The organism is Guptibacillus spartinae, from assembly GCF_028610625.1.
Classification (GTDB): Bacteria; Bacillota; Bacilli; order Bacillales; family Guptibacillaceae; genus Guptibacillus; species Guptibacillus spartinae.
In genome coordinates this window covers 29,845-51,387 of record NZ_JAQQWU010000020.1, presented here as the reverse complement: position 1 = coordinate 51,387, position 21,543 = coordinate 29,845, and the positions used below count along the sequence as shown (strand labels likewise).

The 21,543-nt window shown below is 35.5% G+C and carries 32 protein-coding genes; 15 read left to right on the top strand and 17 right to left on the bottom strand.

Annotated elements, in window-relative coordinates; genetic code table 11:
* Positions 1-88: 88 nt before the first annotated feature.
* The 4 genes from PQ511_RS21925 to PQ511_RS21910 form a co-directional block, all read right to left on the bottom strand.
* Positions 89-370, bottom strand: a complete 282-nt coding sequence (locus PQ511_RS21925) for a hypothetical protein (protein ID WP_273854064.1) — start codon at positions 368-370, stop codon at positions 89-91.
* A 262-nt stretch (positions 371-632) separates the two neighbouring features.
* Entirely contained in the window at positions 633-968 is a 336-nt protein-coding gene (locus PQ511_RS21920) for a hypothetical protein (RefSeq protein ID WP_273854063.1), read from the bottom strand.
* A 242-nt stretch (positions 969-1,210) separates the two neighbouring features.
* Positions 1,211-1,513 carry a hypothetical protein gene (locus PQ511_RS21915; protein WP_273854062.1) on the bottom strand — a complete coding sequence of 101 codons (303 nt, stop codon included), beginning with the start codon at positions 1,511-1,513 and terminating at the stop codon, positions 1,211-1,213.
* Between the two features lie 18 nt (positions 1,514-1,531).
* Complete coding sequence (locus tag PQ511_RS21910; protein WP_273854061.1) at positions 1,532-2,935, bottom strand: lipase family protein; 1,404 nt, start codon at positions 2,933-2,935, stop codon at positions 1,532-1,534.
* 104 nt (positions 2,936-3,039) lie between these two features.
* Here PQ511_RS21910 and PQ511_RS21905 point away from each other — a divergent pair, with 104 nt between their 5' ends.
* Complete coding sequence (locus tag PQ511_RS21905; RefSeq protein WP_273854060.1) at positions 3,040-3,315, top strand: DUF1433 domain-containing protein; 276 nt, start codon at positions 3,040-3,042, stop codon at positions 3,313-3,315.
* Positions 3,316-3,400: 85 nt separating this feature from the next.
* Here PQ511_RS21905 and PQ511_RS21900 read toward each other — a convergent pair whose 3' ends face one another.
* Entirely contained in the window at positions 3,401-3,697 is a 297-nt protein-coding gene (locus tag PQ511_RS21900; RefSeq protein WP_273854059.1) for a putative quinol monooxygenase, read from the bottom strand.
* A gap of 219 nt (positions 3,698-3,916) precedes the next feature.
* On the opposite strand from PQ511_RS21900, the gene PQ511_RS21895 reads away from it, so the two are divergent.
* From PQ511_RS21895 to PQ511_RS21885, 3 genes are all read left to right on the top strand, one after another.
* A complete protein-coding gene (locus PQ511_RS21895) occupies positions 3,917-4,219 on the top strand; it encodes a hypothetical protein (RefSeq protein ID WP_273854058.1) in 303 nt (100 codons plus the stop codon).
* 101 nt (positions 4,220-4,320) lie between these two features.
* Positions 4,321-4,896: a 3'-5' exonuclease gene (locus tag PQ511_RS21890; protein WP_273854057.1), complete on the top strand. Its 576-nt coding sequence runs from the start codon at positions 4,321-4,323 to the stop codon at positions 4,894-4,896.
* Between the two features lie 178 nt (positions 4,897-5,074).
* The gene (locus PQ511_RS21885) at positions 5,075-6,106 is read left to right on the top strand and encodes a hypothetical protein (RefSeq protein ID WP_273854056.1); all 1,032 of its coding nucleotides are present in this window, start codon (positions 5,075-5,077) and stop codon (positions 6,104-6,106) included.
* Between the two features lie 147 nt (positions 6,107-6,253).
* Here PQ511_RS21885 and PQ511_RS21880 read toward each other — a convergent pair whose 3' ends face one another.
* Entirely contained in the window at positions 6,254-7,129 is an 876-nt protein-coding gene (locus PQ511_RS21880) for an Nmad3 family putative nucleotide modification protein (RefSeq protein ID WP_273854055.1), read from the bottom strand.
* A gap of 99 nt (positions 7,130-7,228) precedes the next feature.
* Positions 7,229-7,462, bottom strand: coding sequence for a hypothetical protein (locus PQ511_RS21875; RefSeq protein ID WP_273854054.1), 234 nt, complete (start codon positions 7,460-7,462; stop codon positions 7,229-7,231).
* Between the two features lie 143 nt (positions 7,463-7,605).
* Here PQ511_RS21875 and PQ511_RS21870 point away from each other — a divergent pair, with 143 nt between their 5' ends.
* A complete protein-coding gene (locus tag PQ511_RS21870; protein WP_273854053.1) occupies positions 7,606-7,815 on the top strand; it encodes a hypothetical protein in 210 nt (69 codons plus the stop codon).
* 491 nt (positions 7,816-8,306) lie between these two features.
* The gene (locus PQ511_RS21865) at positions 8,307-8,630 is read left to right on the top strand and encodes a hypothetical protein (RefSeq protein ID WP_273854052.1); all 324 of its coding nucleotides are present in this window, start codon (positions 8,307-8,309) and stop codon (positions 8,628-8,630) included.
* Positions 8,631-8,717: 87 nt separating this feature from the next.
* Here PQ511_RS21865 and PQ511_RS21860 read toward each other — a convergent pair whose 3' ends face one another.
* On the bottom strand, positions 8,718-10,049 hold the full coding sequence (locus PQ511_RS21860) for a poly-gamma-glutamate hydrolase family protein (RefSeq protein ID WP_273854051.1): 1,332 nt from the start codon (positions 10,047-10,049) through the stop codon (positions 8,718-8,720).
* A gap of 143 nt (positions 10,050-10,192) precedes the next feature.
* Between PQ511_RS21860 and PQ511_RS21855 the strand changes: the two genes are divergently transcribed.
* Genes PQ511_RS21855 through PQ511_RS21840 form a run of 4 tightly spaced genes read left to right on the top strand, consistent with a single transcriptional unit; the run spans position 10,193 to position 11,584 of the window.
* Entirely contained in the window at positions 10,193-10,648 is a 456-nt protein-coding gene (locus PQ511_RS21855; protein ID WP_273854050.1) for a hypothetical protein, read from the top strand.
* A gap of 1 nt (position 10,649) precedes the next feature.
* The gene (locus PQ511_RS21850) at positions 10,650-10,961 is read left to right on the top strand and encodes a YodL domain-containing protein (protein ID WP_273854049.1); all 312 of its coding nucleotides are present in this window, start codon (positions 10,650-10,652) and stop codon (positions 10,959-10,961) included.
* A 29-nt stretch (positions 10,962-10,990) separates the two neighbouring features.
* Positions 10,991-11,260 carry a hypothetical protein gene (locus tag PQ511_RS21845; RefSeq protein ID WP_273854048.1) on the top strand — a complete coding sequence of 90 codons (270 nt, stop codon included), beginning with the start codon at positions 10,991-10,993 and terminating at the stop codon, positions 11,258-11,260.
* A 42-nt stretch (positions 11,261-11,302) separates the two neighbouring features.
* Positions 11,303-11,584, top strand: a complete 282-nt coding sequence (locus PQ511_RS21840; protein WP_273854047.1) for a hypothetical protein — start codon at positions 11,303-11,305, stop codon at positions 11,582-11,584.
* Positions 11,585-11,794: 210 nt separating this feature from the next.
* Here PQ511_RS21840 and PQ511_RS21835 read toward each other — a convergent pair whose 3' ends face one another.
* Positions 11,795-12,376, bottom strand: coding sequence for an NUMOD4 domain-containing protein (locus PQ511_RS21835; protein WP_273854046.1), 582 nt, complete (start codon positions 12,374-12,376; stop codon positions 11,795-11,797).
* Positions 12,377-12,506: 130 nt separating this feature from the next.
* A complete protein-coding gene (locus tag PQ511_RS21830) occupies positions 12,507-12,773 on the bottom strand; it encodes a hypothetical protein (RefSeq protein WP_273854045.1) in 267 nt (88 codons plus the stop codon).
* A gap of 313 nt (positions 12,774-13,086) precedes the next feature.
* Between PQ511_RS21830 and PQ511_RS21825 the strand changes: the two genes are divergently transcribed.
* Positions 13,087-13,317, top strand: coding sequence for a hypothetical protein (locus PQ511_RS21825; RefSeq protein WP_273854044.1), 231 nt, complete (start codon positions 13,087-13,089; stop codon positions 13,315-13,317).
* 367 nt (positions 13,318-13,684) lie between these two features.
* Here the strand turns inward: PQ511_RS21825 and PQ511_RS21820 are convergent, their stop codons facing one another.
* From PQ511_RS21820 to PQ511_RS21805, 4 genes are all read right to left on the bottom strand, one after another.
* A complete protein-coding gene (locus PQ511_RS21820; RefSeq protein WP_273854043.1) occupies positions 13,685-14,062 on the bottom strand; it encodes a hypothetical protein in 378 nt (125 codons plus the stop codon).
* 87 nt (positions 14,063-14,149) lie between these two features.
* Positions 14,150-14,446, bottom strand: a complete 297-nt coding sequence (locus tag PQ511_RS21815; RefSeq protein ID WP_273854042.1) for a hypothetical protein — start codon at positions 14,444-14,446, stop codon at positions 14,150-14,152.
* 22 nt (positions 14,447-14,468) lie between these two features.
* Positions 14,469-14,684, bottom strand: a complete 216-nt coding sequence (locus PQ511_RS21810; protein ID WP_273854041.1) for a hypothetical protein — start codon at positions 14,682-14,684, stop codon at positions 14,469-14,471.
* A 13-nt stretch (positions 14,685-14,697) separates the two neighbouring features.
* The gene (locus PQ511_RS21805) at positions 14,698-14,922 is read right to left on the bottom strand and encodes a hypothetical protein (RefSeq protein WP_273854040.1); all 225 of its coding nucleotides are present in this window, start codon (positions 14,920-14,922) and stop codon (positions 14,698-14,700) included.
* 264 nt (positions 14,923-15,186) lie between these two features.
* Between PQ511_RS21805 and PQ511_RS21800 the strand changes: the two genes are divergently transcribed.
* The gene (locus PQ511_RS21800) at positions 15,187-15,528 is read left to right on the top strand and encodes a hypothetical protein (protein ID WP_273854039.1); all 342 of its coding nucleotides are present in this window, start codon (positions 15,187-15,189) and stop codon (positions 15,526-15,528) included.
* A gap of 98 nt (positions 15,529-15,626) precedes the next feature.
* Here the strand turns inward: PQ511_RS21800 and PQ511_RS21795 are convergent, their stop codons facing one another.
* A complete protein-coding gene (locus tag PQ511_RS21795) occupies positions 15,627-16,244 on the bottom strand; it encodes a M15 family metallopeptidase (RefSeq protein WP_273854074.1) in 618 nt (205 codons plus the stop codon).
* 123 nt (positions 16,245-16,367) lie between these two features.
* Between PQ511_RS21795 and PQ511_RS21790 the strand changes: the two genes are divergently transcribed.
* On the top strand, positions 16,368-16,787 hold the full coding sequence (locus PQ511_RS21790) for a DUF3775 domain-containing protein (protein ID WP_273854038.1): 420 nt from the start codon (positions 16,368-16,370) through the stop codon (positions 16,785-16,787).
* Between the two features lie 279 nt (positions 16,788-17,066).
* Here the strand turns inward: PQ511_RS21790 and PQ511_RS21785 are convergent, their stop codons facing one another.
* Both PQ511_RS21785 and PQ511_RS21780 read right to left on the bottom strand, forming a co-directional pair.
* The gene (locus tag PQ511_RS21785; RefSeq protein ID WP_273854037.1) at positions 17,067-17,576 is read right to left on the bottom strand and encodes a hypothetical protein; all 510 of its coding nucleotides are present in this window, start codon (positions 17,574-17,576) and stop codon (positions 17,067-17,069) included.
* A gap of 24 nt (positions 17,577-17,600) precedes the next feature.
* The gene (locus PQ511_RS21780; protein WP_273854036.1) at positions 17,601-17,846 is read right to left on the bottom strand and encodes a hypothetical protein; all 246 of its coding nucleotides are present in this window, start codon (positions 17,844-17,846) and stop codon (positions 17,601-17,603) included.
* 608 nt (positions 17,847-18,454) lie between these two features.
* On the opposite strand from PQ511_RS21780, the gene pruA reads away from it, so the two are divergent.
* On the top strand, positions 18,455-20,053 hold the full coding sequence (pruA, locus tag PQ511_RS21775) for an L-glutamate gamma-semialdehyde dehydrogenase (RefSeq protein WP_273854035.1): 1,599 nt from the start codon (positions 18,455-18,457) through the stop codon (positions 20,051-20,053).
* 133 nt (positions 20,054-20,186) lie between these two features.
* Positions 20,187-21,368, top strand: coding sequence for a NupC/NupG family nucleoside CNT transporter (locus PQ511_RS21770; RefSeq protein ID WP_273854034.1), 1,182 nt, complete (start codon positions 20,187-20,189; stop codon positions 21,366-21,368).
* The last annotated feature ends 175 nt before the right edge of the window (positions 21,369-21,543 follow it).

Sequence of the window (21,543 nt, the reverse complement as noted above, 5' to 3'; positions counted from 1 at the left end):
CCTTTCTCTCTCTTCTCTTGTTCAAATACCAGCAACTTCGGAGCATAAATCAAACACTCTTTTAAACTATTGCACCGAGATTGATTTCTCATTTTAAATGAGATTTTTCCTTAATCAATTGCAGTTTATAATAAGCAACCGAATTTATGGCTATTCCAAAAGTAAATAATATTCCTCCACCGACTAAGAAATTATTAATATAGCTTTTCATAATGATGTTGTAATAACCAGTATCCGCTCCACCTTGTTTTATCAACCAGTTTTCGGCAATCAGGGTTCCAAAATAAACACTAAAAAACAACATCACAAATCCACTTATTCCAATGATAGATCCCCAAATTACTAAACCTTTTAATTTGTCCCTATTCATTATGTCCCCCAGTGAAAAGAATTTGTAAAGCTATAGAACGTAGCTAAAGTTAATAAAACACATATCCGACCTTCAGTTGGGCTATTACATTCGCATACTTATCATTTAATAAACGCTACGAGTTTTTATAAGACTTGATTTCAAGATAATCAAAGCCAGGTGTTGTTAGGACTTTGTAGCAAGTGCTAAAGCCGTCCCCTCACTTCAAATATCCCCTCTTGAATAAAATAAGCACCTGCCAGCTGCACGTGCTTTAATAAAGTTATTTGTTTTTGAAGTAAGCTTTTGCTACAAAATTCTCAATAAACTTTCTAAGGTAATCGTCTTGAAGCATTAATTTTATTCTATTAGAAGACTTATCAGGTTGATTCTCCTCGCTTTGATAAATCTTTCCATGCCCTTCTAACCAAGCTTCAACACATTCTTCTGCTGTATCATAATCCCCTAAGATTACCTCATAAGTTTTAAATTTCCCACCTATAAGTCCATTGAAACTAGAATATTCCTTTCCAAAATGATCGTTCATAAGCTTATTAGTACGTCTTAGAGCTTCCTGTTGATGATCTCTTACATAGGTTTCAACTTCTTCTCTATTCAATTAAATTCCTCCTCTATAACTGACCATCCTGATCTTTGATAAATTCGTTCTGTTTAAAGTTCTATTCAACCAATTATGATGATTATTGTCAGGTTCAGTTCTCATTAGATTATTGTTACGCAATATTTAAGAAATAGTTGTTTTTTCAGAACCATCGCTCCATAAAACCATCTGAAAGTGTTTGAAGTCTAAGATTGAGTTAACAGTTCAATAACTATCTGTTTTCCCGTTACTTACGCTTTCTATCGCACCTTTATGCTATCTTGGAGCATTTCATATATCATCTTCAGTTGAAGTAACTTCGTTTGGTTTTCTTCAAAACGTTGTATAAGAGCTTTGTTGGCTTGTCCATCAAAATTATGTTCTACTTGATTTACAATTGTTCTGTGACGTTCACTCAGATTACCAACAGCGTAACAATGCTCAAGATGATACGTTAATAATTCTGCTTCAGAAAGCAGTTCATTTTTAATTTCCGTTCGTAAATCTTCTTTTTGGCGTTGTTTTTCCCAATAATTATCCCACCAGTCAAGATCAAACCCCATTAGTCCAACAACTCCTTTTTAAGATTCGTAGCGTAACCATTGAGCTAGTAATTGGTCTGCTCGTTCCAAATCATTGCTCATTCTTTCCATATTAAAAGCGATGTCCGATGTATCCTGATGAGTATCGCCTAAGGCAGTCATTAAGCTATCAAATGTCTTGATATCGAACAGCATCGGTACTCCATCTTCAGGAGGTTTCGTGAATTCTTGAAAGTTCCCTTCCACATCGGCTTCACTTAGTTTATCAAATCGACCACTACCAACGGCATTAAGATATTTACTTTTTATATCCCTCATTTTGTTCATGTAAGTATCCAAAAATGCTACTAATGCCTGTTTGGTAGCTTCGATCTGTTCCTCGCTTTGTTTCATTTCTTGAACATACCCCTTCATAAGACTCTCTTGGATCTTAATATGGAAATCTGAGACGCCACTATTTTTAAGAGCAAGAGGTGAGGTTGTAACTTGCGCTTGAATATATTCGTCGTAGAGAACTTCAGGAACGAAATAGCCATCTTCGTCATATAATTTTTCCGATAAATAGTTAGTGATTCCGTGCGATTCGATCCAAGGCATTCCTGACTGACTAGGATCACTCATGTAATACACAGACCCAGTAGACTGTTTGAAATGAGTACCTACTACGTCGTCCGGAAATGTGTAGGATATGGAGTTATCTTTAAACTCCCCATTATCAACTCTCTTTTGTAGTTCTGGGGTCAATAAGGAATAGATATCTGCAGCTGCAAACGTAACTGAGTTAGAATCATTCGTAATAGCGAAATACTGTGCTAGTCCCCCTCCAAGAGAGTGACCTACAAAAGTAATATTTTTAGCTCCGAATTTTTCTACATATTTGTCTACCTTCTCCTTCGCCTCAGTAAATTGATTCTTATGGATATACGTGATCGTCCCCGCTTTCGCATCCAATTCAGCTTGCCCACTGGATAGGCTAGCATCTTGGGAAGGTGTGCCTAAATAAGCTGTTGTTCCATACCTCTTTTTGGTATAATTGGAATCGCCAAGGATAATTCCTTCAACATCTTCTGTCACGTCTTTATCGGCTTCTTGAATACTAGCTGGGTTTACGGATTTCTTTTTGTACGTAATGTCTCCGTTCTTGATTTCAGCTTCACCAGACGCTAACAGAGCATCTTGATAAGGTGATCCAACATATTTTGACTTGATTTCATTTTTTTCTGAAGTGGGCATTTCCGTACCTCGGAAACTAATAACGACTTCATCGGTATAAACGTTTTGAATGACAAAACCTTGTAAACCAGTATCGACATCCGTTATCGTATCAACTCTTTTCCAAGTAGAAATTTCACCGTTTACATTTCTAATTCGAAGGATCTTTTTTAACGGAGAATACGAGGTAAAAGATATATAAGCTGCTTCATAGTCTCTTAGTTTTATCATCTGTTCCTCCTTGTTTTTGGTTTCTATTTCCCACGAGAGGTGATTCCATGAAAAAATTCCATTTATTTGCTATTGTGTTTATTATACTTTTAGGAGGATGCAATGTGAACTCAAACGATAAATTTCATGATGAAGAATTTATCTCAAAAGCGGAAAAAAAGGCGGAAGAATACATTAGGAATAATTATCATGATGTAGAAACAGTCGAATTCAGTGATGATCACAGTAGTCCAATGGGTAATTTCGCTTTAAGAGGGACCGTTAATGGGAATGCTGATTTCGAAATGGATGTAAGTGAAAGTTTGTTTATTGGCGGTATAAGCGAAGGTGATGGATTTCCAGAAATCAAGGAAGAGTGTAAAAAGGTCGCCTGTGAATAATAATAATAATAATATTTAAAAGAAGCCTTAATCGGCTTCTTTTTTACTGTTAAATACCAAAACTATTTTATAGATGATGTCCTGATTATTTCTCGATTTTGTCTCCAGTATAGATTTTCAAATCTAATGGAGCTGTAAGAAATTCAGGTGCTTTCCCTACAAAAGACGTAAAGTGTGAACTTTTATTATGGCTTTCGACTGCTGCGCCATCTTTCCAAACCTCTACCATTGTATAAACATGTTCGGTCTCTGTATCCTTCAACAAATCATATGAGATATTCCCCTCTTCTGATCTTGATGCTTCAATCACCGAGCGAACCTCTTTTAAAAATTCCTCTTCTTTTGCTGGGTTAATATGAAAACCTGCATGAATAATAAACAATCTACATCTCCCCTTCCGTCAATTTTATTAAAATATATATTATTATAAATTCTTGTTTCCTTTTAATGAAATATTTGGTATGTTGAAATAGATAATACGTTATTAAATATTTAAAGATAATGGTTTCTGGGATGAATGCTTTTAAAAACTTGGATTCCATTCGGTTGTTTCCTTTAAATAACTGTTTCTTTATTGTTTACAGTATAAGGAGTGAAGGGTATGAAAGCATGGCATGTACAAGACAAGGATGGAGAATACCAGCAAATCGTATTTGCTGACAAGAGGAGCGAAGCTATTAGTAAAAGCGAAGCTCTCGGATGGGATGAGTATATTAATGTAAGAGCAAGACGCGCTAGTTTTGCTGATGATTTAGAAAAGGAACCTTCCAAGTTAGTTGAAGCGCAACTTGAAGATGGTTGGTGGTTTGAATGTTATGGTGAACAGTGTTTTAAGGAAATAACTTTTGAAGATGAGCACTGTATAGTCGATGGTCGTATATATTGTGGTAAATGCAGTGTGTAGTTACGTATAAAAGATATTAAAGAAATACAATAATATGATATTAAGTAAAGTGATATTACTTACTTAAAGTATCAGTCAATAATGCCAAGGAGTGCTTAACTATGAATAACAGTCTATATACAATTATTGATTTCGAAACAACAGGTCTTGATGCAAAAAAAGAACAAGTAACAGAAATTGCAGCACTTAAGATCGATGCAAAAGGTAATGAGTATGGTTCATTGCATACATTTGTACGTCTGACGAATGGACGCAAGCCTTCTCCCTATGCCAAAGTAACAGAAGAAGAATGTGAGCATGGTATGGAAGAGTCCGAAGCGCTCACGATGTTAAGTTCATTTTGTAAGGATACAATCGTTGTAGCGCAATATGCTCCGTTCGATTTCTCTTTCATAGACACTTATCTCCAACCAAAAGAATTCATTTGCACACGTACATTGACCTTCATGGTAGAACCGAAAGAAAATCCTAGTCTGGTTGTTACATGTGAACGCAACAACATTAAAGTTTTGAACGCTCATCGAGCCATGGATGATGTAATGATGACCAAAGAAGTCTTCCTACTGCAGAAGTCTGAAGCAGATAAAAAAGAATTTGACTATCGTAATGTTATCGTTGATTTTAAAAAAAGACCTCTCGTATTTGTTCCAGAAAATGCTATAATTATCAACGAATGATTTAAATAGAAAATGATTTTTTGAGTAGTTTATTATTTGAGCAAATACAGTTTGCACCAATAATAAACTACTTTTTTAGAATCTAGTCCCTCTCCCTAATAATTAGACATAGGTAAGATGTTGTTCACTGAAGGTGTGAGTTACAAGGTTGTCAAAAAGTGATAAGGAGTGTTGGCTTTTGAAGCTTGGATGGTTGTTTTTAGTAGTTCTTTCTTTGGTGATCAGCGGGTGTGGTGGGAATAACGAAGAAACAGTGGTCAGTCCAAGTGGGAAGGAAGAAGCGGGAAGCGAAGAAAGTAAACAATACATTGCTTACGAGTCCGCAGTAAAGTACATCACTCAATTATTCAGTCAGGGAAACCCTGACATTATCAATCACGACACGTACGAAAATAGTCTCGTAATAAAACGTGAAGATGGTTTTTATTTAGTTACTTCATCATTTCGTACGAATACTACTAGTGGTTCGGAACTTTACAACTATGAAATGTTATTGAATGGGGATTATGAAATATTAGACGCTTATGTACCTGGGAGCATAGGGGTTCTAGACAGACCTATGGTTTATGATCAGCTGGGACAAAGCGCTATATCGAATCTACTAGGAGGCAATGACGAAGAAAACTCTCCAGATGCAGGAAAAGATGACTCTATATCAACTGATTCTCAAGAAGATAATAGCGCGGAGATTAACGAAGAACAAATGGATGACGAAAATGAGCAGATTATTGATGATATATATGGAGATGAGTCTGAAGATTCAAGTGAGAACGAAGAACCAGGTAGTTCTCAGGACCAAGAAGGAACCTCTTCTCTCCAGGAGGATAAAGATGATGAAATACAATGGGATAAGGTAGAAGGTCTAGAAGCTACTTTACAGGACATTTCTGATTTGCTGAATCAGGTTCAGTCGATTAATAGCGATGCTCTTTCTTTGGATTTAAATGAAAAAAGTGCACAAGATACGATAGAAGTGTTGAATACTGAAAAAGATAAATTAAACTCTATATTGAGAGATTCAGAAACAAAGAACAATTTGGGGGATAATGGAACAAATGATATTGAAGGAATTATATCCAGTTTAGAAGAAGTGGTTGAAATCGAGGAGCAAGTCCTTAGTGATCCTATGTCTACTCATAATATAAGAGTAGCGGAAAGTGTTGTGGATGATGCTATGTTTAATATAGATGTGTTAATTACTTCAAAATAGATTTTTTAAAGAGCTTGGACTTTTTCCAAGCTCTTTTCCGATTGCATGTAAATGCCGATTACTCTGTAGATTGATTGCTGTGACTCTAAGAGGGTTGACGATTAATATTCCGAGAGAAACGTGTCATTGTACTTCCAATAATAAGGGCTAGATTTTAGAAGGGATTCCATAGAGTTTAATGAATCGTTCAGACCAATCTACGAGATCAGGATGTTTTTCTATTAAAAGTTCCTGACTACCTCTCCCCGTGAAATTGACGCAGAGTCCTTCTCCGTCAGTCCGAGTTGTTTTTTGCCTGAATTTATCTATACCGATTGATTCAAAAAATGGAGGTAATCGCCAACAACTTCTTGTTTTTTCATCTCTCGTCAAAACAAGCTCCTGATTGAAGCGGAATGTACCTGCACGCTTTGCGATATATAGACGATTACTTCCTGTACGACGTGATGATTCAAGAACATGAGGATGTTGTTTTGCATATGATGGAATCCTGTCCCCTTGTCTGAGGTCTACCGTTTCCCCTACTTCGAGGTATCCATAAATAGCATGAAAGCCATCATCCCCACTGAATCGTTGTTCGTACTGGAATCTCCCATCGGAAAAGCTCACATGTTTAAACCAACCGAAGAACAAAAAGATGTCTCCTTCTCCAACCCTTTCTTTTTGCAAGGAGGTTTCTTGACCGCCGGATTGACCAAAAATTGGTTCCCAATCTGAGTCCCTAATAAGAACCTCTTTGTGAAGGTCAGGGTCCAAATGGCATTCGCTATATTGGGTGATCCCAAGATCCATCATTACATCCAAATAGGAATGAGTTTTGTTAAATTTCATATCGCGATAGAAAACTCCTGAATTAGCAAATGGGATTGGGAAGGAGCGAAATCGACCTTCATATACAGGGCTGGGCTTCCCTCCCGCTTTTCCATCGAATCCTTTTCTACTCAATATAACTAAAGTCACGGATTTAACCCATCCTTTTTTTGCTAGAGTAAAGTTGTCATTATAATAGTTGGCGAAACGCATTACATCGCTTATAATTCTCAAGTATTTATTAGGTGTATATCGTGTAGTTTGGAGTTTAAATAGCAAGTAAGGTGGAAACTTAATCTCTTTTCCTCTTTATTATTCTAATTTTTTAATGGATATTTCATACCCATCAACTTGGACTTCCTCTATAGTTATATCTTTACTAATCATGTATCCATCTTCAGTAAAAGACTTTATTATGTCTTGCCTCACAGCTTCTTTATCCTTTTCCAAAGGGAGATCGGCTTCAGAAACCATTACCCCTGAAGTAAAAGTTGATTCTTTCCAATCGTCCTTTTTAATTTTTGCGAAGAAAGAATATAATCTCATCGTTACCCCTCCATTTTCAATAATTTCCAACACACTATCAATTCCGCATACTAATGTACATTACCTGCCTTATCCTACAAAGACTATTTCCATTGAAGATTAATATGTATAATTAAGTTTATATCAATGAAAAGGATGATTAGATGGAAATAAATCACGATAAAGATATATTTAAGATTCATAGGTATCAAAAAATACAAACTGAAGAATTATCCAAAAGGGAAAAGGAAATTTATTATCTTTACAAAGTTGAAAATTTAAAATTCAAAGAAATCGTATCAACGTTAAGCTTATTAACAGAGAAAGAACAGATTCGAGTAAAAAATGCGGTGAAAAAATTCGAGGGTGAATGAGAGTGTAAAAGCACTTGAAAAACGAGAAACAACTTGAACTTGCTTCTCGTTTAGATGAGGATACCTATTGTTATTTTATGTATACAAAATGAAATTACTTATGAGCTATTGAGTTACTCCATATGAAAATAGCTTCTAATAGAATTGGTAAAGCGGATTTTATAAATCGTATGATATGCAAAAAATTTTGCTCTTACATAACATTCCTTTCTTTCACCATGTTCAGATATTAAATCATTTCTTTTTTGAGTAACTAAACTTTTGTAAAGTGGTTTTTCAAATTCGGTAAGGTTATGCCAATTGTATAATTTCAATGTCCTATCTTCCTTTACCAAGTGTATTAGTTGATTATTAATAGCATCTTCTTCAATTTAAATTACGTAAAAACATATATTTTATTATAACATGGTCAATTATATATTAATATCTTCTTAATGAAATCTTAAATGGTATAATCTTTACGTAGAAATTGTTCATAAGGAGATGGTCAGATGAAAAACGAGGCTGAGTTTGGTGTGTTTATTGATATAAATGAGGATAAAGAGCAACAATTTAAGGTTTTTGCTGAGGGAATTAAATACATCGGTGTAGATAAAGTTACGGCTAAACCTACAACAATTGTTGAAAATACAGAAAACCGCTTTTGGGATGTTTACAATGGGAATGGAAAAGATATTGGAGAAGTTATTTTTACTAGACAAGGATTGAGTAATTATTGTGTTCTTAATGATGGTAAGCTTGAAAGACTATCTGGAATGGATTATTACGAAGTGAAAGTTAAATCGGATAATGAAATTGACATTGATTTAGCGTAAGATGCAAGAATTAGTATAATCGCTAAAAATATTTTCATCTTGTAAAATGCACCTTAACAAAACCCCTTCCAAGAAGGGGTTTAATTTTTATTGAATGGAAACTCTGTAGTCTAAAATACTATTGAACAAATTACTCCCGTAGGCGTATGCTTCTTGACCGTTAAATAACACCTTATACCATTCACTCGAATCATCAATTACCTCTATTGTATCGTACTCATATACGTGACTAAGTTTTGGAGAGTCAATCGATGGCTGTTCGCGTATATTTAAATATGTATTCACCCCTCCTACAAAATGAGTGACGATGTTAGCAAGTGTATTTTTGTGCACATAACCGATCTTTCCTGAATAAGAAACTTTGTAATAAGATTGGTCTTTGTTTAGGATTTTAACTTGTTCACCTTTTGGAACGGTAGCAATCACCGGATCATTAATAGAAGGACCGCTTCTCATATTTGCATAAGACGTTACGTTATGAACTGTTAGCTTTTCTACTTCCGTTTCTTCTGTTTTTTTGATATAAGGTCCGTAAGAAAAGCCAATCACTCCATTGTATGAGACGACACTGTAATCCTGGTATGTTTCATAGACATCGACAGTTTCGCCTAGAGGGATGTCGCCCACTTTGCGCGAATTTAAGTCTGGCTTTATCCGAATGTTTAAGTGTTCGTTGACTGTAGTTACTACTCCTGTAGTAGGACCGACATTGATTTCTTCGTACTTTTTGTCATACTCAGCAGCTGCCCGTTCAATAGCCCCTACAAAATCATAGAACTTTTCTGTCTTATTGCCGGTTCGAGATATGTGTCGCCCATCATCATAGAATGATTTTCTTAGTGCAGTTGAAAGTTCTAGTTGAACTCCTGCTTGCAACCCGCCAATGTTAGCGTAATTATTTGGTTTTACTCCCGCTATATGAGACTCCGCATCAGAAACATCAAAGCCAGCTGCGCTCAATTCCTTTTCGACGATCTTTTTAAAACCTGTATTTAAACCACCTAACTGAACGTATGGCTTTTCAATGTCATAAAAACCGTGAAAGGTAATTCCTGTAGATGTTGCATGTGCCAAAGCATATCCTATCGGTTCATCAAAATTAGTCGATGTAATATGCATAGGCTTGAATCCCTCTTCGTCGACTTGGTGATCTAACAATGACTCAAAAATATATGTACTATAGTTCGTCCGATTGCCCAGTTCTTTCACAATATCTTCTGTCCCGCCTTCGATGTTTCCTCCGTGTATCGCGCTAAACAATATTTGCGTGCTATTTAGTTCTCCCGCTATTTTATAATCAACATCTTCTACATAGTCTTTTCTTAAATCCTCAAATGTAGAATATTTATCAATTGCTTCTGATTTGATCGGCACCATAAGAACACCGATCAACACTAGTGCAGTAGTAAAATATTTCAAATTATCACCCCCTGTACTAGCGTTGAACAGCATTAGTCTCACACCTCTTAACCCCATAAAAAAAGGACTAATTTTAACCATAATGGGATTATTGCATTACAATTTATTGCAAGAAATAAACTAAAAAAAACGGAGGTTTTACTATGAATTACACAGTAGGCATTGAAGGAATTGGGAAAGTAGACGAAAGTTTTGAGAAGGCAGCGTTAATTGCTATGAAGCTGCAATCGAACCTTTCAAAATATGAACATATTGATAAAGAAGCAAAATTAACGATCACTCAGTACACAAGTGAAGGTTCCACGGTTATCGAAGAGTGTAAATTAGGAGAATACATCACCGCATCATCATTCTACCTTCATGTAAATGGTGAAGGGATTGGTCATTTTGATAATAGAGAGAGTCTAGATAACTACTTGAGAAAATTAGTAAACAAGGAGAATTACTCGATCAAAACTGGAATCAGTATCATTGACGAAAACAAACAAGGGTTAATGCTCGATCAATTTGTAGGTGAGATTCATCATTACATCGATGATTGGGATCAAAACCACGGTTTAATAGAGGTAGGTTCAGAATCTTTCCAGGAGATGATGTAGTATGCGAGTTGAGTATAAAATACACCAAGTAAAAAGAGATTTGACTAGAGACTTTGGATTTATGGGTTTGCAGCTATTGAATTCGATAGGTGCCGAAGTGAGCTTGGCTAACTACAACCAGGTTTATGAAGGTGGGATTGAGTTAAATAGTAAGTCAGATACTTTAGAAATCCTTGAGAAGCTTTTCGCTAAATTCAATGTCCACCACCCAAAAGATTATTATGGTCACTCAATGAGTGTATCTGACATTGTTGAGATTAATAATAAGTATTACTATTGTGACTCATTTGGCTGGACCCAAATTGAACTGTAGGGTATTTATTTTAGACAGAGGAGAAAATTATGACTTTATATGATAAGTTGAAAAACTCAATCCAACAATTTGAAAATGACAAGAAAAATAATCCTATTGTTTGGGTTGCTGAATACAATGAAAAAGATGATGCCGAAAAAGCGGTTGTGAAGCTAGGCATTCGCCGTGAAAGACATCTAATATTTATATATTTTGATTTTGATACAAACGAAGCTGATGGAGTATCGAATACTGAAGAAGAAGCTAGAAAACAAATTGAGGAACGATGGGGCAATTTTGATACTTTTAAATGGATGTAGCATTGATTTATGAAAAAAACAGAACAAAATGGAGGAATAAATATGAAAAAAGAAGTAGAACAAAGACTCAATGATAATGGGTTAGAACTGAAACCTGCTATGGAACCACCTGAAGGAAGTAAAGGTTTGTACCTATTCGATTCTTTATATAGTGTTATCTATAACAATAATGTAGTCTTATACTTACGGATCAATGATAATAACACTTTTGACACTATTGAGTTATTGAATTTCCGTTCTTCATTTCGACCACATATGAAAAATATATCGCTTGAAAAAGTAATTGATGTTTTACAAAGTGTAATTGCAAATAAATCAGCATAAAAAGTAAATTCGACATTAAATAAAAAGCTAATAGAATTTCTCTATTAGCTTTTTATTTTTCTAATAGCAAAAAAAATTATAGAAAGAAGCTAAAAAACTTGGTGGCTAAATGCCTTCCCAAGTTATTGTGTTAATTATTATGTTTATGTTTTTGTTTATCCTGTTCTTTAGCTGTAGAGTTATTCAGTAGTTAAGTATTGGTGTTTTTACTTAGAACGTAAGTTTAATGCGTTTAGCTACTCTACCGTCTCTTAGTACAGCAGGTAAATCTGTGTATAATTCCATATCAACATGGCTTATATCTTCACCTTCTTTGTACCCATGTCTAAATCTATAATGGTTACATGCGTAGTTAATACATCTTTTGTAGGATGGAAAAACACCTATTTCATCACCCTTTTTATCTAATAGAATTGTCATCGTTTGGTTAGGGCAACGAAAATGATTTACCATATGTTCCGAATTCTCTTTGTGTGTAACCCATTCCAAATTAGTCTTTTGCGGATTTTCTCGATTAGAATCTATGTGATTTACAACTGGTTTGTTATCAGGATTTGGTATAAATGTTATTGCGACCAATCGATGGACTAACAGCATTTTAGGCTTGCCATCATTTCTTAGGCGGACAAACTTATACCCTCTAGTGTTGATCTGGTGTTTTAATAACTTACCAGTCTTTTTACTTAATACATCGCCATCTGTATTTACCACATAGTTTGGGTAATCTTTAACTTCTTTCCATTCGCCAACAGATGTTATCTCATTTATTGTATTTAACGTTTTTGTATCCATATGTCACATCCTTAGATCATGTTAGAAGATGGTACTATTATATCAGGAAAAGTTACCTAAAGTACCTTAACCCCATCAATTCCAATATAAATTATTAGTATCCAATAGCGATAAAAAAAGGGTTGCCCCCTTAAATCAAACAATCCTCCAGAAAAGCGAAAGCAGGAGTGTTCTCGCCTACCCAAGCGCCTAATACGTTGTAACTAAAATAATCCAAAGCCTCTTCCTCCGTCATCCCCTCATCTATCACCAGTATTTCAATGCATTTACGAGCATCATACAAGACAACCATCATTCCACATCGCTGAACATATCCGATAATCGCGTCATCGAATCCATCGGCAAATAATGCGTCATCGATAAAACCAGCTATTTCTTCTTTTGAAACTTTACTCAAATAAACCACCCCCAGTTCTTAGACATTATAGGTCACGAAATGGAGTCTGTTTTAAAATAACTAGTGTTTTGTATACTGCGATTGTATGTAGTAGATGTCATCGTAGAATGCCGGATAAAATCGTTTAAGCGGTTAAAGTTTTGAATTCTAACTGTAAAATTTTCTGATCTGAAACTGGAATTTTATAAGGTAATACGATAATTTAAGCGAGAATTAATATGGAAAAGGAATAAACGGTAACATTACCGTCCAATTAATGGAGAAAAGTATACAAAATAACTTTTTCCATAAGGAGATAGAAAGTGGGGATGTTATGAAACTAATTATAATCACGTATGTTTTTGCTTGTTTGTTACTATTGGTTCCAAAAAGTTGGATACAGGAAGTGATGACTGTCGGAGATAGCACAATTAAAGCTTTGGAAGAACGAATTAGCCAAACGCCCCAAACACCTGAAGTCAGCATAGGGATGTATATTAGTTTAGGTGTAATGATTTGGTTAGCTTTGATGCTGATATTTGCAACTTTCGAAAAGGAAGAATAAAAATAAATAAATTAAAAGCAAATGATTACCTCAATATTAAAAGGTATAGATAAGATAACTTTAATGGACACAAAGATATATTCCCATGATATTTGCTCTACTGTCTAACAAAGGGTAAACTCGAAGGATTTAGAGTTTAGACTATTGCCTGTTTAATACCATCCTGTTATCATGATGAAGACAACAGAGCCTGATCGGAGTATCGGGACAGCACGAATATCAACTAAGGGGATCTTGATAATGGTCCCTATTACTATTACCAGCGTCTCCTTACTAGGGGACGCTTTTTGTGAACCTTTTACTTACTTTGCTTAATTTAGTGAGGTTAACCATTTGTAGTAAAACAAAAAAAGACCCGCTAAGGTCTTTAAACATTTAATTTATTCTTTAGAACTGACGTTAATGCATTTATCTTATAACTATTTTCTGCCGTTACATATTCAGTATACTCCAAGCAAAACCCTAATTCCTGTACTGAATTTATTGTCTCGTTATTGTGCTGTAGTTCAAATAAATAATAATATTGTCTGTCGTTAGAGAAAAACTCAATTGCTGTCATTCCATGCGCGACAAAATCGTCAATTTTTTCCGCATTTGCTTTTACCTTTTCTAAGGTATTATCCACTTGTTGAAAAAAATCAACAGCTGCTTTTTCAGGGTTGTCATTAAGTGCAATTTCATCTTTCTCAATAACCTTAAAATCATCATCATTTTGATGTTTACTATATTTTATTTTCAGGACCATCTCATACCTACCTTTTACTTATTTAGACATTAGTATTAATGATCTCAAAAAAATGATTACCATATACCTGCAGTTTTTAGAAAAAGTTTAAAAATTACTTCTTACATAGGTTTTTCTCATTAACCCTACTATATTAATATGGACTTCCTCAATAGAATTCTCATATGCTTTACAAGTTGAAAAAGAGATTTCGTCAGCTTGTTCATCATATTCACCATCGGTCAATTCTTTAGCAGTGAATAAGTTCTCATATGATGTCATTCGGTTAAATTCATTCGTCCCTGCTTCCCTTTCCCATACTTCTGTTACGACATATTCTTTACTAGAATTGTAGTTTTCATGATTAAATTTTATAATATTTCCTTCTGATAACTTTGTTGGCATTAGTAATCACTCCTATTTTTCGTTATGCTGCTGTTAGTACCTCTAATTCTTCTTTCAGATGTTTAATGCAATCTTTCATGGTATAGCTAATATACCATCCCTTCTTATAATACTCTTGGTATGACTCGACAATATCATGTACTTTATAAGTGTATTGGCGGTCTTTAATAAATTGTTTTACATTTTTGATTGCTTCCTTTTTCTCCACTCGAATACCTCGCATTTCAAATATTTTCAAGTTAATTATACTCCTAATGTTCATTCAGTTGCACCAGCATTTCCAGGTCGATTGTGGTTTTATTTTTCCTAGAAAACTGACCGATTATGACGATTGGAACTTGTATTTCGTACTTGAATCGTTTTGTTTTCTTTAAAGATACTTCCAGGATTTCCGCTCCTTCAAAAGGTCCATGGTTCAGTGCATTAACAATGAAGCAAAAAACCTCTCCGTCTGCGTAGACCGTCATGTTAACCATCATTATTACTCCCCTTCGTCCATTGTTAGATTTCTTATGTTGTTGTTTTTGCTACCGATAAGCAAGATGTATATTGTGACTACGAAATTATTTTAATTGGAAAATGTCTCTATGGAAGAATAAAATCGAATTATTTTGAGGTTTTACATTAGTTACTCATTTCCAGTAAGGGTGATTCGTGAGGAATTACATTCTATTTTTAAGTCTATTATGCATTATAGGTGCTACAATATTTAAAATCTACATATCCATGGAGGAATGAAAATGAGTTACAAAGCGGTCAATAAACTATCAGGTAAGAAGTTAGAAAGTAAGCCTCTTAGATTTAATAGTTGGGATCAGTACAAACAATATCAATTTCCTTTTCATCATTTAGAAGTACATGATAGGGTGGCGATAAAAGGATGTGATAAAACTTGGTTTGTAGTCGATACTTTCTACCATCCGACGGAGATTATGAACAAGATTATCGTATGTCCTTCTGTATGTATTAGAGATGAGTCGGGTTTTTATGCTTCGATTCTAAGAGAAGATATAGAGACTATATTCAAAGATGATGAAGAAGAATTGCTATATCGAAACGGTGGGCAAATCAGCTTATTTTGACATTAATTCACTCAAGGGCAACTATGCCCTTTTTTACTAATAGTGCTTTGTTCCAACTTAATAGAAAAAAAACACAAGGTAACCCTTGTGTTTTTTTTCTACATATCAAGTGAACTATAAAAGCCATTTCTTCCTGTAGCCTTCCCCCACCATAGGTTCCCATAGTCCCAGTGGAACCAGGCTAATGGGTTATTGGTAAAACCTGCGTCACTCATCGCATGGAATAGAATTCGTCTATTCTCCCTAAGTTCTTTTGCCTCATCGCTCAATTCTCCGTCTTTAAGTTGCTCATAATGTAAGGTACTTTTATTTTGAGGAGCGCTGTGGCTTAAATCAGTACCCATATCTAAGACGTTCCCGTGCGAATCTGCTAAAGATACATCCACACTACCTCCGGTCATATGAGCGAATCCAGAAATGTCCTGGAGTTTCTCGTTACGAATGCCCTCAATCAAAGACTTCGGAGTGTATGTTTCCCACACTACCAATTTGTACCCTTTAGGTAGGTTATCCGCCGCTGAAATCACTTTCTCCTTAACTGTCTCTCTGACGAATGACCTTTCTATAGCTCCTTTTTTACCTTCTTTATAAGCTTTAGAAAAAACGACTAATTTATCAGGGTTAACGTCATTAAGCAAAACGAGCTTTTCCCTGTTTTCACTTACGTTCACACCACTCACATCATTTACCATCGGTAAATCTGGAATCTTTTTCATCAAACAATACACCTCCTAAAAAACGCCCAAATAGTATAATCTCTTTTCAGAAATTTGTGGAAATATACCAAATCTTTTCTTAATTTTGTTAGGATTGAACTAATTGTGAAAGGGGTTGTTTGTATGAATGGTCAACTTTTTGAAGGTAAAGAACAAATTTTTAGAGATGTGATCCAATTAGGTGAAAAATGGAAGGTGGCTGTCGATCGTTCTAGCAGTGATGGTGGTAGTCCAGAAGACATAAGGGCATTCCAACTTACTGAGGAAGGAAAGAAAATTAGAGAATTAAACGAAGAGCTCGAATCCTATTTAGAAAATCTAGAATTTGATGATATTAGAATGATACAGACGGTTATGTATCTTGGACGTGATCGCGATTATCCTAAAACTGAATCACCGGAAGAAATCTATGAAAATTACCTTCAGGATTTAAGTTCTGATGGATGGAATAGCAAAGAGGTTGAAATCCGACAAATGACCTCAAAGGTTCCTTTTTCTTCATACCTTGAAAATGGACTAGAGATTCTGCAAGTAAAATTGTAATTACATTTCGTCATTGTTTAACTATGTTTATCTACGAATTATAACAAAACCCCACGCCAATAGGATGTCACCTATCTTCGTGGGGTTTATTTTCGTTTGATTTAGAAAGAAAACTCTGCATAGCATCATCTAGCATCTTTAACTGAAATCATGGCAACCGATCTGTTCTTGCGCGACAATGAAACAAGTTTTTTGGCGTCTTTTTTTGAGACACCCAGTTTTTTTGCAATGTTATTTTTCATCATTATTCGCTCCCTTAGTAATTAATATATTGACGTATTACTTATTAATATAATTGTCGCCCATATATTTTTTACTGCTCAGTACGTTTTCGATCGTTTCTAACGCTTCATAAGGTTTGTCTTTCCCGCTTACGTGATCGTATTCAGTATGGTAGCCTTTTGCGAAATTTTTGATATCTTGAATGGTTTCTTTGACCCCTTCGTCATTCGTACTATAAATCCCATTCCCTAACCCAACTTCCATACCTCCGTTCCATGAAGCTAAATTTTGAGGCATTTCACTGATATGCGCATCGATTAGCCCTCTATTTTCTGCAAAATTTCTTTGAGCTAATATCAAGCGATCCTTATAGTCCGGTTGGTTTCTATCCAGATTTTCTAAATGATTAACGGCGTTATTAATATTGACCATTACATGATATACAGCGCTACCTAATTCTTCTTTTTCCTTTTGAGTATGATCATAATGATGAACGATAAAGACTATGTTAAGGCAAACCGATAGAGCAGCAATCGGTATAACGAGTTTCATTGGTAAACTTCTCATTTCTTAGGTCTCCTCCACTCTTCTTTATATGATAAATGTATTTATGTATTGGATGTGATATTCGGCATCTTCTAATGCTTTTTTAATTGCTACCGGATCGTTGTTCGAAACGCCTATTTTCTTGTAATTAAAGAACCCTACTTCTTTTGCCCATTCTTCTGGCGTTTGTGGATCCGCTACATTATTCCAAGCCTGAAGCATATAGCATACTTTCATTTCCATACTCAATGCTTGAACTTCCTCTTCCGACAGTCTCCTTATATTTCGCAATTAGCCTTCCCCTCTCTTATATCTTATCTAATGAAAATGAGTGTCTAAATGCCTTTACTAATTGATAAAATCTATTTCTGATGAATCACAACTTAATCCAATGCTGAGTTGGTTGAGCAGCTTGTAATCGAGTTAATGATCCAATATGTACGTAACTTCTAAAATTGGAGTGATCTCGTATCATAACCAATTCATCATCGCAATTAGGACAGAATGCGTCGAAATTGAACTCACAGCATTTCATGTCGTCAACATTCTTGAACTTTTTACACTTGAAACAAGGTTTGGTATCTCCCATTAGATATTTCTCTCCTTTAGAACTAGATTACTAATTGATAGTGTCTTAAGACATGGATTAATCGTACCCATACATGTGGTCTAGATAGTAAAAAAACAACATTTTAATTCAGTTTAACATAGGCAAACCAAATTTTATTGCATGAATTTTATATAAACATATATTTTATTAATATTTTAATCCGTTCACTTGGGGTCTTTTGGTGTAATACTCTGATAATTATCTAGAACTGAAAGAGGTTTCCAAGTCTTTTTATTCAATCGAATAAATGAAACCGTTTTCTAAATACATTTATAAGGGGAGATTATCCATGAAAAATATTTATACTTTTGAAAATGAACCGTTCGTTAATTTTAAAAATCCTAAAAATAAGACTGAAATTGAAGCGCAACTTAATGATGTGCAATCTAAGCTTGGGAAGCAATACCCACTCGTTATTAATGGTGAAAGAATTAAAACTGAGCGAGTTATCGAATCATTAAATCCTGGTAAAAAGGACGAAGTCGTAGGTTATGTGTCTGCTGCAGGAACAAAAGAAGCTGAACGTGCTCTTAATGTAGCTAGTGAAACATTTAAGACATGGAGCAAAGTACCTGCTAAAGAAAGAGTTCACTACCTCTTTGAAGCTTCTCGCATTATGCGTGAGAGAAAGCATGAGTTTACAGCATGGATGGTATTTGAATCGGGTAAAAACTGGCTTGAAGCGGATGCAGATACAGCTGAAGCAATCGACTTCATGGAGTATTATGCGAGACAAATGCTAGACCTCGCTAATCCTGAACCGCTTATCCAAATCAATCCTAATGTAGATCCAGATATGTACCGTCCTCTTCCTGCAGAAGATAATAAACTAGAATATATTCCGCTCGGTGTCGGAGTTGTTATCCCACCATGGAACTTCCCTCTTGCTATTCTTGCGGGTACAGTAACAAGCGCGATCGTGACAGGCAACACTGTCATCCTTAAACCATCAGAGCTCACTTCTGTCATTGGCTATAAATTTGTAGAGCTAATGGAAGAAGTCGGACTACCAAAAGGTGTACTAAACTTCTTGCCTGGTTATGGCAGTGAAATCGGCGACTACTTGGTCGATAGTCCAAAAACAAGATTTATTAGCTTCACAGGTTCCAGAGCGACAGGTACACGCATTTATGAAAGAGCGGCTAAAGTACAACCAGGGCAAAGATGGTTGAAAACAGTGGTTGCTGAGATGGGTGGAAAAGATGGTGTTGTAGTTGATGAAACGGCTGATCTTGATCAAGCTGCAAAAGATATTGTAAGTTCGGCATTTGGGTTCCAAGGACAGAAGTGTTCAGCTGGTTCTCGGGCAATCATCGTAGAAAGTGTCTATGACGAAGTAGCGGCTAAGGTTGTTGATGAAGCGAAAAAGCTTGTAATGGGACCTGGGAAAGATAATTTTGAAATGGGACCGGTATCTGATCAAAAATCATTCGACAAAGTGATGGGTTACATTGAAGTCGGTAAAAAGGAAGCTGAACTTTTGCTTGGTGGAGAAGCTGGTAGTGATGAAGGATATTATATCGAACCAACGATTTTCGGTAATGTAGTTGAAACAGATCGTATTTTCCAAGAAGAAATCTTCGGTCCTGTTCTGGGTCTTACAAAGGCAAAGGACTATAAGGATGCGATTAGACAGTACAACAATACAGAGTATGGACTTACTGGAGCCTTCCATTCGACTGTAGAAGAACGTATTGAAGAAGCTCTTGAAGACATGCAGTGTGGAAACCTCTATATTAACAAAAAGTGTACTGGAGCTCTTGTGGGGGTTCATCCATTTGGAGGTTATAACATGAGTGGAACGGATTCCAAAGCGGGCGGACCGGACTACTTACTCTACTTTACTCAGCCAAAAATGAAGACAAGAAAACTCTCTAATCTTTCGTAATAAAATTAATAAGAAAATAATTAATTGGGGTGCAATTCAGGGAAGAATTCGCACCCCAAAAAACTGTTCAGAGTGATTTTGTGAACAAATATTTTGACCAGCCTCTTTCTTATATAAAAAAGGAGATTATAAAATGTCTATATTAATTGGAATTGTCGGTATGTTACTTACTTTGGGAATTGGTTATCTTATCAGTAACGATAAGCGAAACATTAACTTTAAAGCTATTGGTGTTATGTTCGGTCTACAGATTGCTGTAACTTTGGTCATGTTCAAAACTGCGATTGGAATGAAGATCGTTGAAGCCATTTCTAACGGCGTCACTAAGGTTCTAACTTATGGTTATGATGGGATCGACTTTGTAGTCGGTGGGTGGATTCCTGAGGGAACAACAGTGTTTTTTGTGAATGTTCTAATGCTCATTATTTTCACATCAACGCTTCTGTCTATATTAACTCACATTAAGCTACTGCCACTTGCTATAAAGTATATTGGTGGATTCCTAGCAAAAATCACAGGACTTTCAAAGGTTGTTACGTTCAATTCTATTAATTCTATATTCTTTGGTCAGAGCGAAAGTTTGCTAGCGATTAAAGGTCACTTGGATAAAATGAACGATAACAAATTATTCATTGTTTCTACTTCTGCTATGGCTAGTGTTTCAGCTTCCATTATGGGTGCGTACATGAGTATGATTCCGCCACAATATGTACTGGTTGCTATGATCTTGAACGCTCTTTCAGCTTTAATTATTGCTACAATGGTAGCGCCTATTAAGAAAACTGAGGACGAGGAAATTAACATTAAAGAAGTATCTAACACTAAGTCAGTGTTCGAGGCAATTAGTGTAGGTGCTTTAGACGGTGGTAAGGTTGCACTTATCGTAGGAGCTATGTTGGTTGCTTATGTTGGTCTTATTTCAATGATAGACGCAGGTTTCATGTCTGTGATCGGAATGAGTTTCACTGAGATTCTAGGTTACATATTTGCGCCGATAGCTTACTTCATGGGTGTTCCTTCTGCTGATATGATTCAGGTAGGGTCTCTTATGGGTACGAAATTAGCAACTAATGAGTTTGTTGCTATGCTTCAACTACAGGAGATTATAGATACTCTTTCACCTAAGTCTGTAGCTATCATTAGTACCTTCTTGGTTTCCTTTGCTAACTTTAGTTCTATTGGAATAATCAGTGGTTCTATTCAGGCGATCAACGGAGCAAAGGCAGGAATTGTAGCTAAGTTTGGTCTTAAAATGCTGCTCGTTGCAACTATGGCTAGTATTCTAACAGCTACAATGGTAGGGTTGTTTTCTTAATAAATATTTCAAGAATCCATTTCGATATACAAAAACACCATCCTATGAATTGCAAAAACAATAAAACAAACTAATTCCATCTAAATCGGTGGGAGACTATACAATGAGTGGTACGGATTCTAAGCTGGTGGTTCTGACTACCTCCTCTACTTCACTAAACCTAAAATGAAGACTA

Excerpts from the sequence above, each read along its gene's own strand:
- PQ511_RS21855 (WP_273854050.1), top strand. The coding sequence starts at position 10,193 with ATGAATTACACAGTAGGCATTGAAGGAATTGGGAAAGTAGACGAAAGT.
- PQ511_RS21790 (WP_273854038.1), top strand. The coding sequence starts at position 16,368 with ATGAATGGTCAACTTTTTGAAGGTAAAGAACAAATTTTTAGAGATGTG.
- PQ511_RS21865 (WP_273854052.1), top strand. The coding sequence starts at position 8,307 with ATGAAAAACGAGGCTGAGTTTGGTGTGTTTATTGATATAAATGAGGAT.
- PQ511_RS21925 (WP_273854064.1), bottom strand. The coding sequence starts at position 370 with ATGAATAGGGACAAATTAAAAGGTTTAGTAATTTGGGGATCTATCATT.
- PQ511_RS21770 (WP_273854034.1), top strand. The coding sequence starts at position 20,187 with ATGTCTATATTAATTGGAATTGTCGGTATGTTACTTACTTTGGGAATT.
- PQ511_RS21835 (WP_273854046.1), bottom strand. The coding sequence starts at position 12,376 with ATGGATACAAAAACGTTAAATACAATAAATGAGATAACATCTGTTGGC.
- PQ511_RS21820 (WP_273854043.1), bottom strand. The coding sequence starts at position 14,062 with ATGGTCCTGAAAATAAAATATAGTAAACATCAAAATGATGATGATTTT.
- PQ511_RS21915 (WP_273854062.1), bottom strand. The coding sequence starts at position 1,513 with ATGGGGTTTGATCTTGACTGGTGGGATAATTATTGGGAAAAACAACGC.
- PQ511_RS21805 (WP_273854040.1), bottom strand. The coding sequence starts at position 14,922 with ATGGTTAACATGACGGTCTACGCAGACGGAGAGGTTTTTTGCTTCATT.
- pruA (WP_273854035.1), top strand. The coding sequence starts at position 18,455 with ATGAAAAATATTTATACTTTTGAAAATGAACCGTTCGTTAATTTTAAA.
- PQ511_RS21890 (WP_273854057.1), top strand. The coding sequence starts at position 4,321 with ATGAATAACAGTCTATATACAATTATTGATTTCGAAACAACAGGTCTT.
- PQ511_RS21785 (WP_273854037.1), bottom strand. The coding sequence starts at position 17,576 with ATGAGAAGTTTACCAATGAAACTCGTTATACCGATTGCTGCTCTATCG.
- PQ511_RS21895 (WP_273854058.1), top strand. The coding sequence starts at position 3,917 with ATGAAAGCATGGCATGTACAAGACAAGGATGGAGAATACCAGCAAATC.
- PQ511_RS21815 (WP_273854042.1), bottom strand. The coding sequence starts at position 14,446 with ATGCCAACAAAGTTATCAGAAGGAAATATTATAAAATTTAATCATGAA.
- PQ511_RS21800 (WP_273854039.1), top strand. The coding sequence starts at position 15,187 with ATGAGTTACAAAGCGGTCAATAAACTATCAGGTAAGAAGTTAGAAAGT.
- PQ511_RS21910 (WP_273854061.1), bottom strand. The coding sequence starts at position 2,935 with ATGATAAAACTAAGAGACTATGAAGCAGCTTATATATCTTTTACCTCG.
- PQ511_RS21880 (WP_273854055.1), bottom strand. The coding sequence starts at position 7,129 with ATGCGTTTCGCCAACTATTATAATGACAACTTTACTCTAGCAAAAAAA.
- PQ511_RS21845 (WP_273854048.1), top strand. The coding sequence starts at position 10,991 with ATGACTTTATATGATAAGTTGAAAAACTCAATCCAACAATTTGAAAAT.
- PQ511_RS21850 (WP_273854049.1), top strand. The coding sequence starts at position 10,650 with ATGCGAGTTGAGTATAAAATACACCAAGTAAAAAGAGATTTGACTAGA.
- PQ511_RS21825 (WP_273854044.1), top strand. The coding sequence starts at position 13,087 with ATGAAACTAATTATAATCACGTATGTTTTTGCTTGTTTGTTACTATTG.
- PQ511_RS21795 (WP_273854074.1), bottom strand. The coding sequence starts at position 16,244 with ATGAAAAAGATTCCAGATTTACCGATGGTAAATGATGTGAGTGGTGTG.
- PQ511_RS21870 (WP_273854053.1), top strand. The coding sequence starts at position 7,606 with ATGGAAATAAATCACGATAAAGATATATTTAAGATTCATAGGTATCAA.
- PQ511_RS21840 (WP_273854047.1), top strand. The coding sequence starts at position 11,303 with ATGAAAAAAGAAGTAGAACAAAGACTCAATGATAATGGGTTAGAACTG.
- PQ511_RS21875 (WP_273854054.1), bottom strand. The coding sequence starts at position 7,462 with ATGAGATTATATTCTTTCTTCGCAAAAATTAAAAAGGACGATTGGAAA.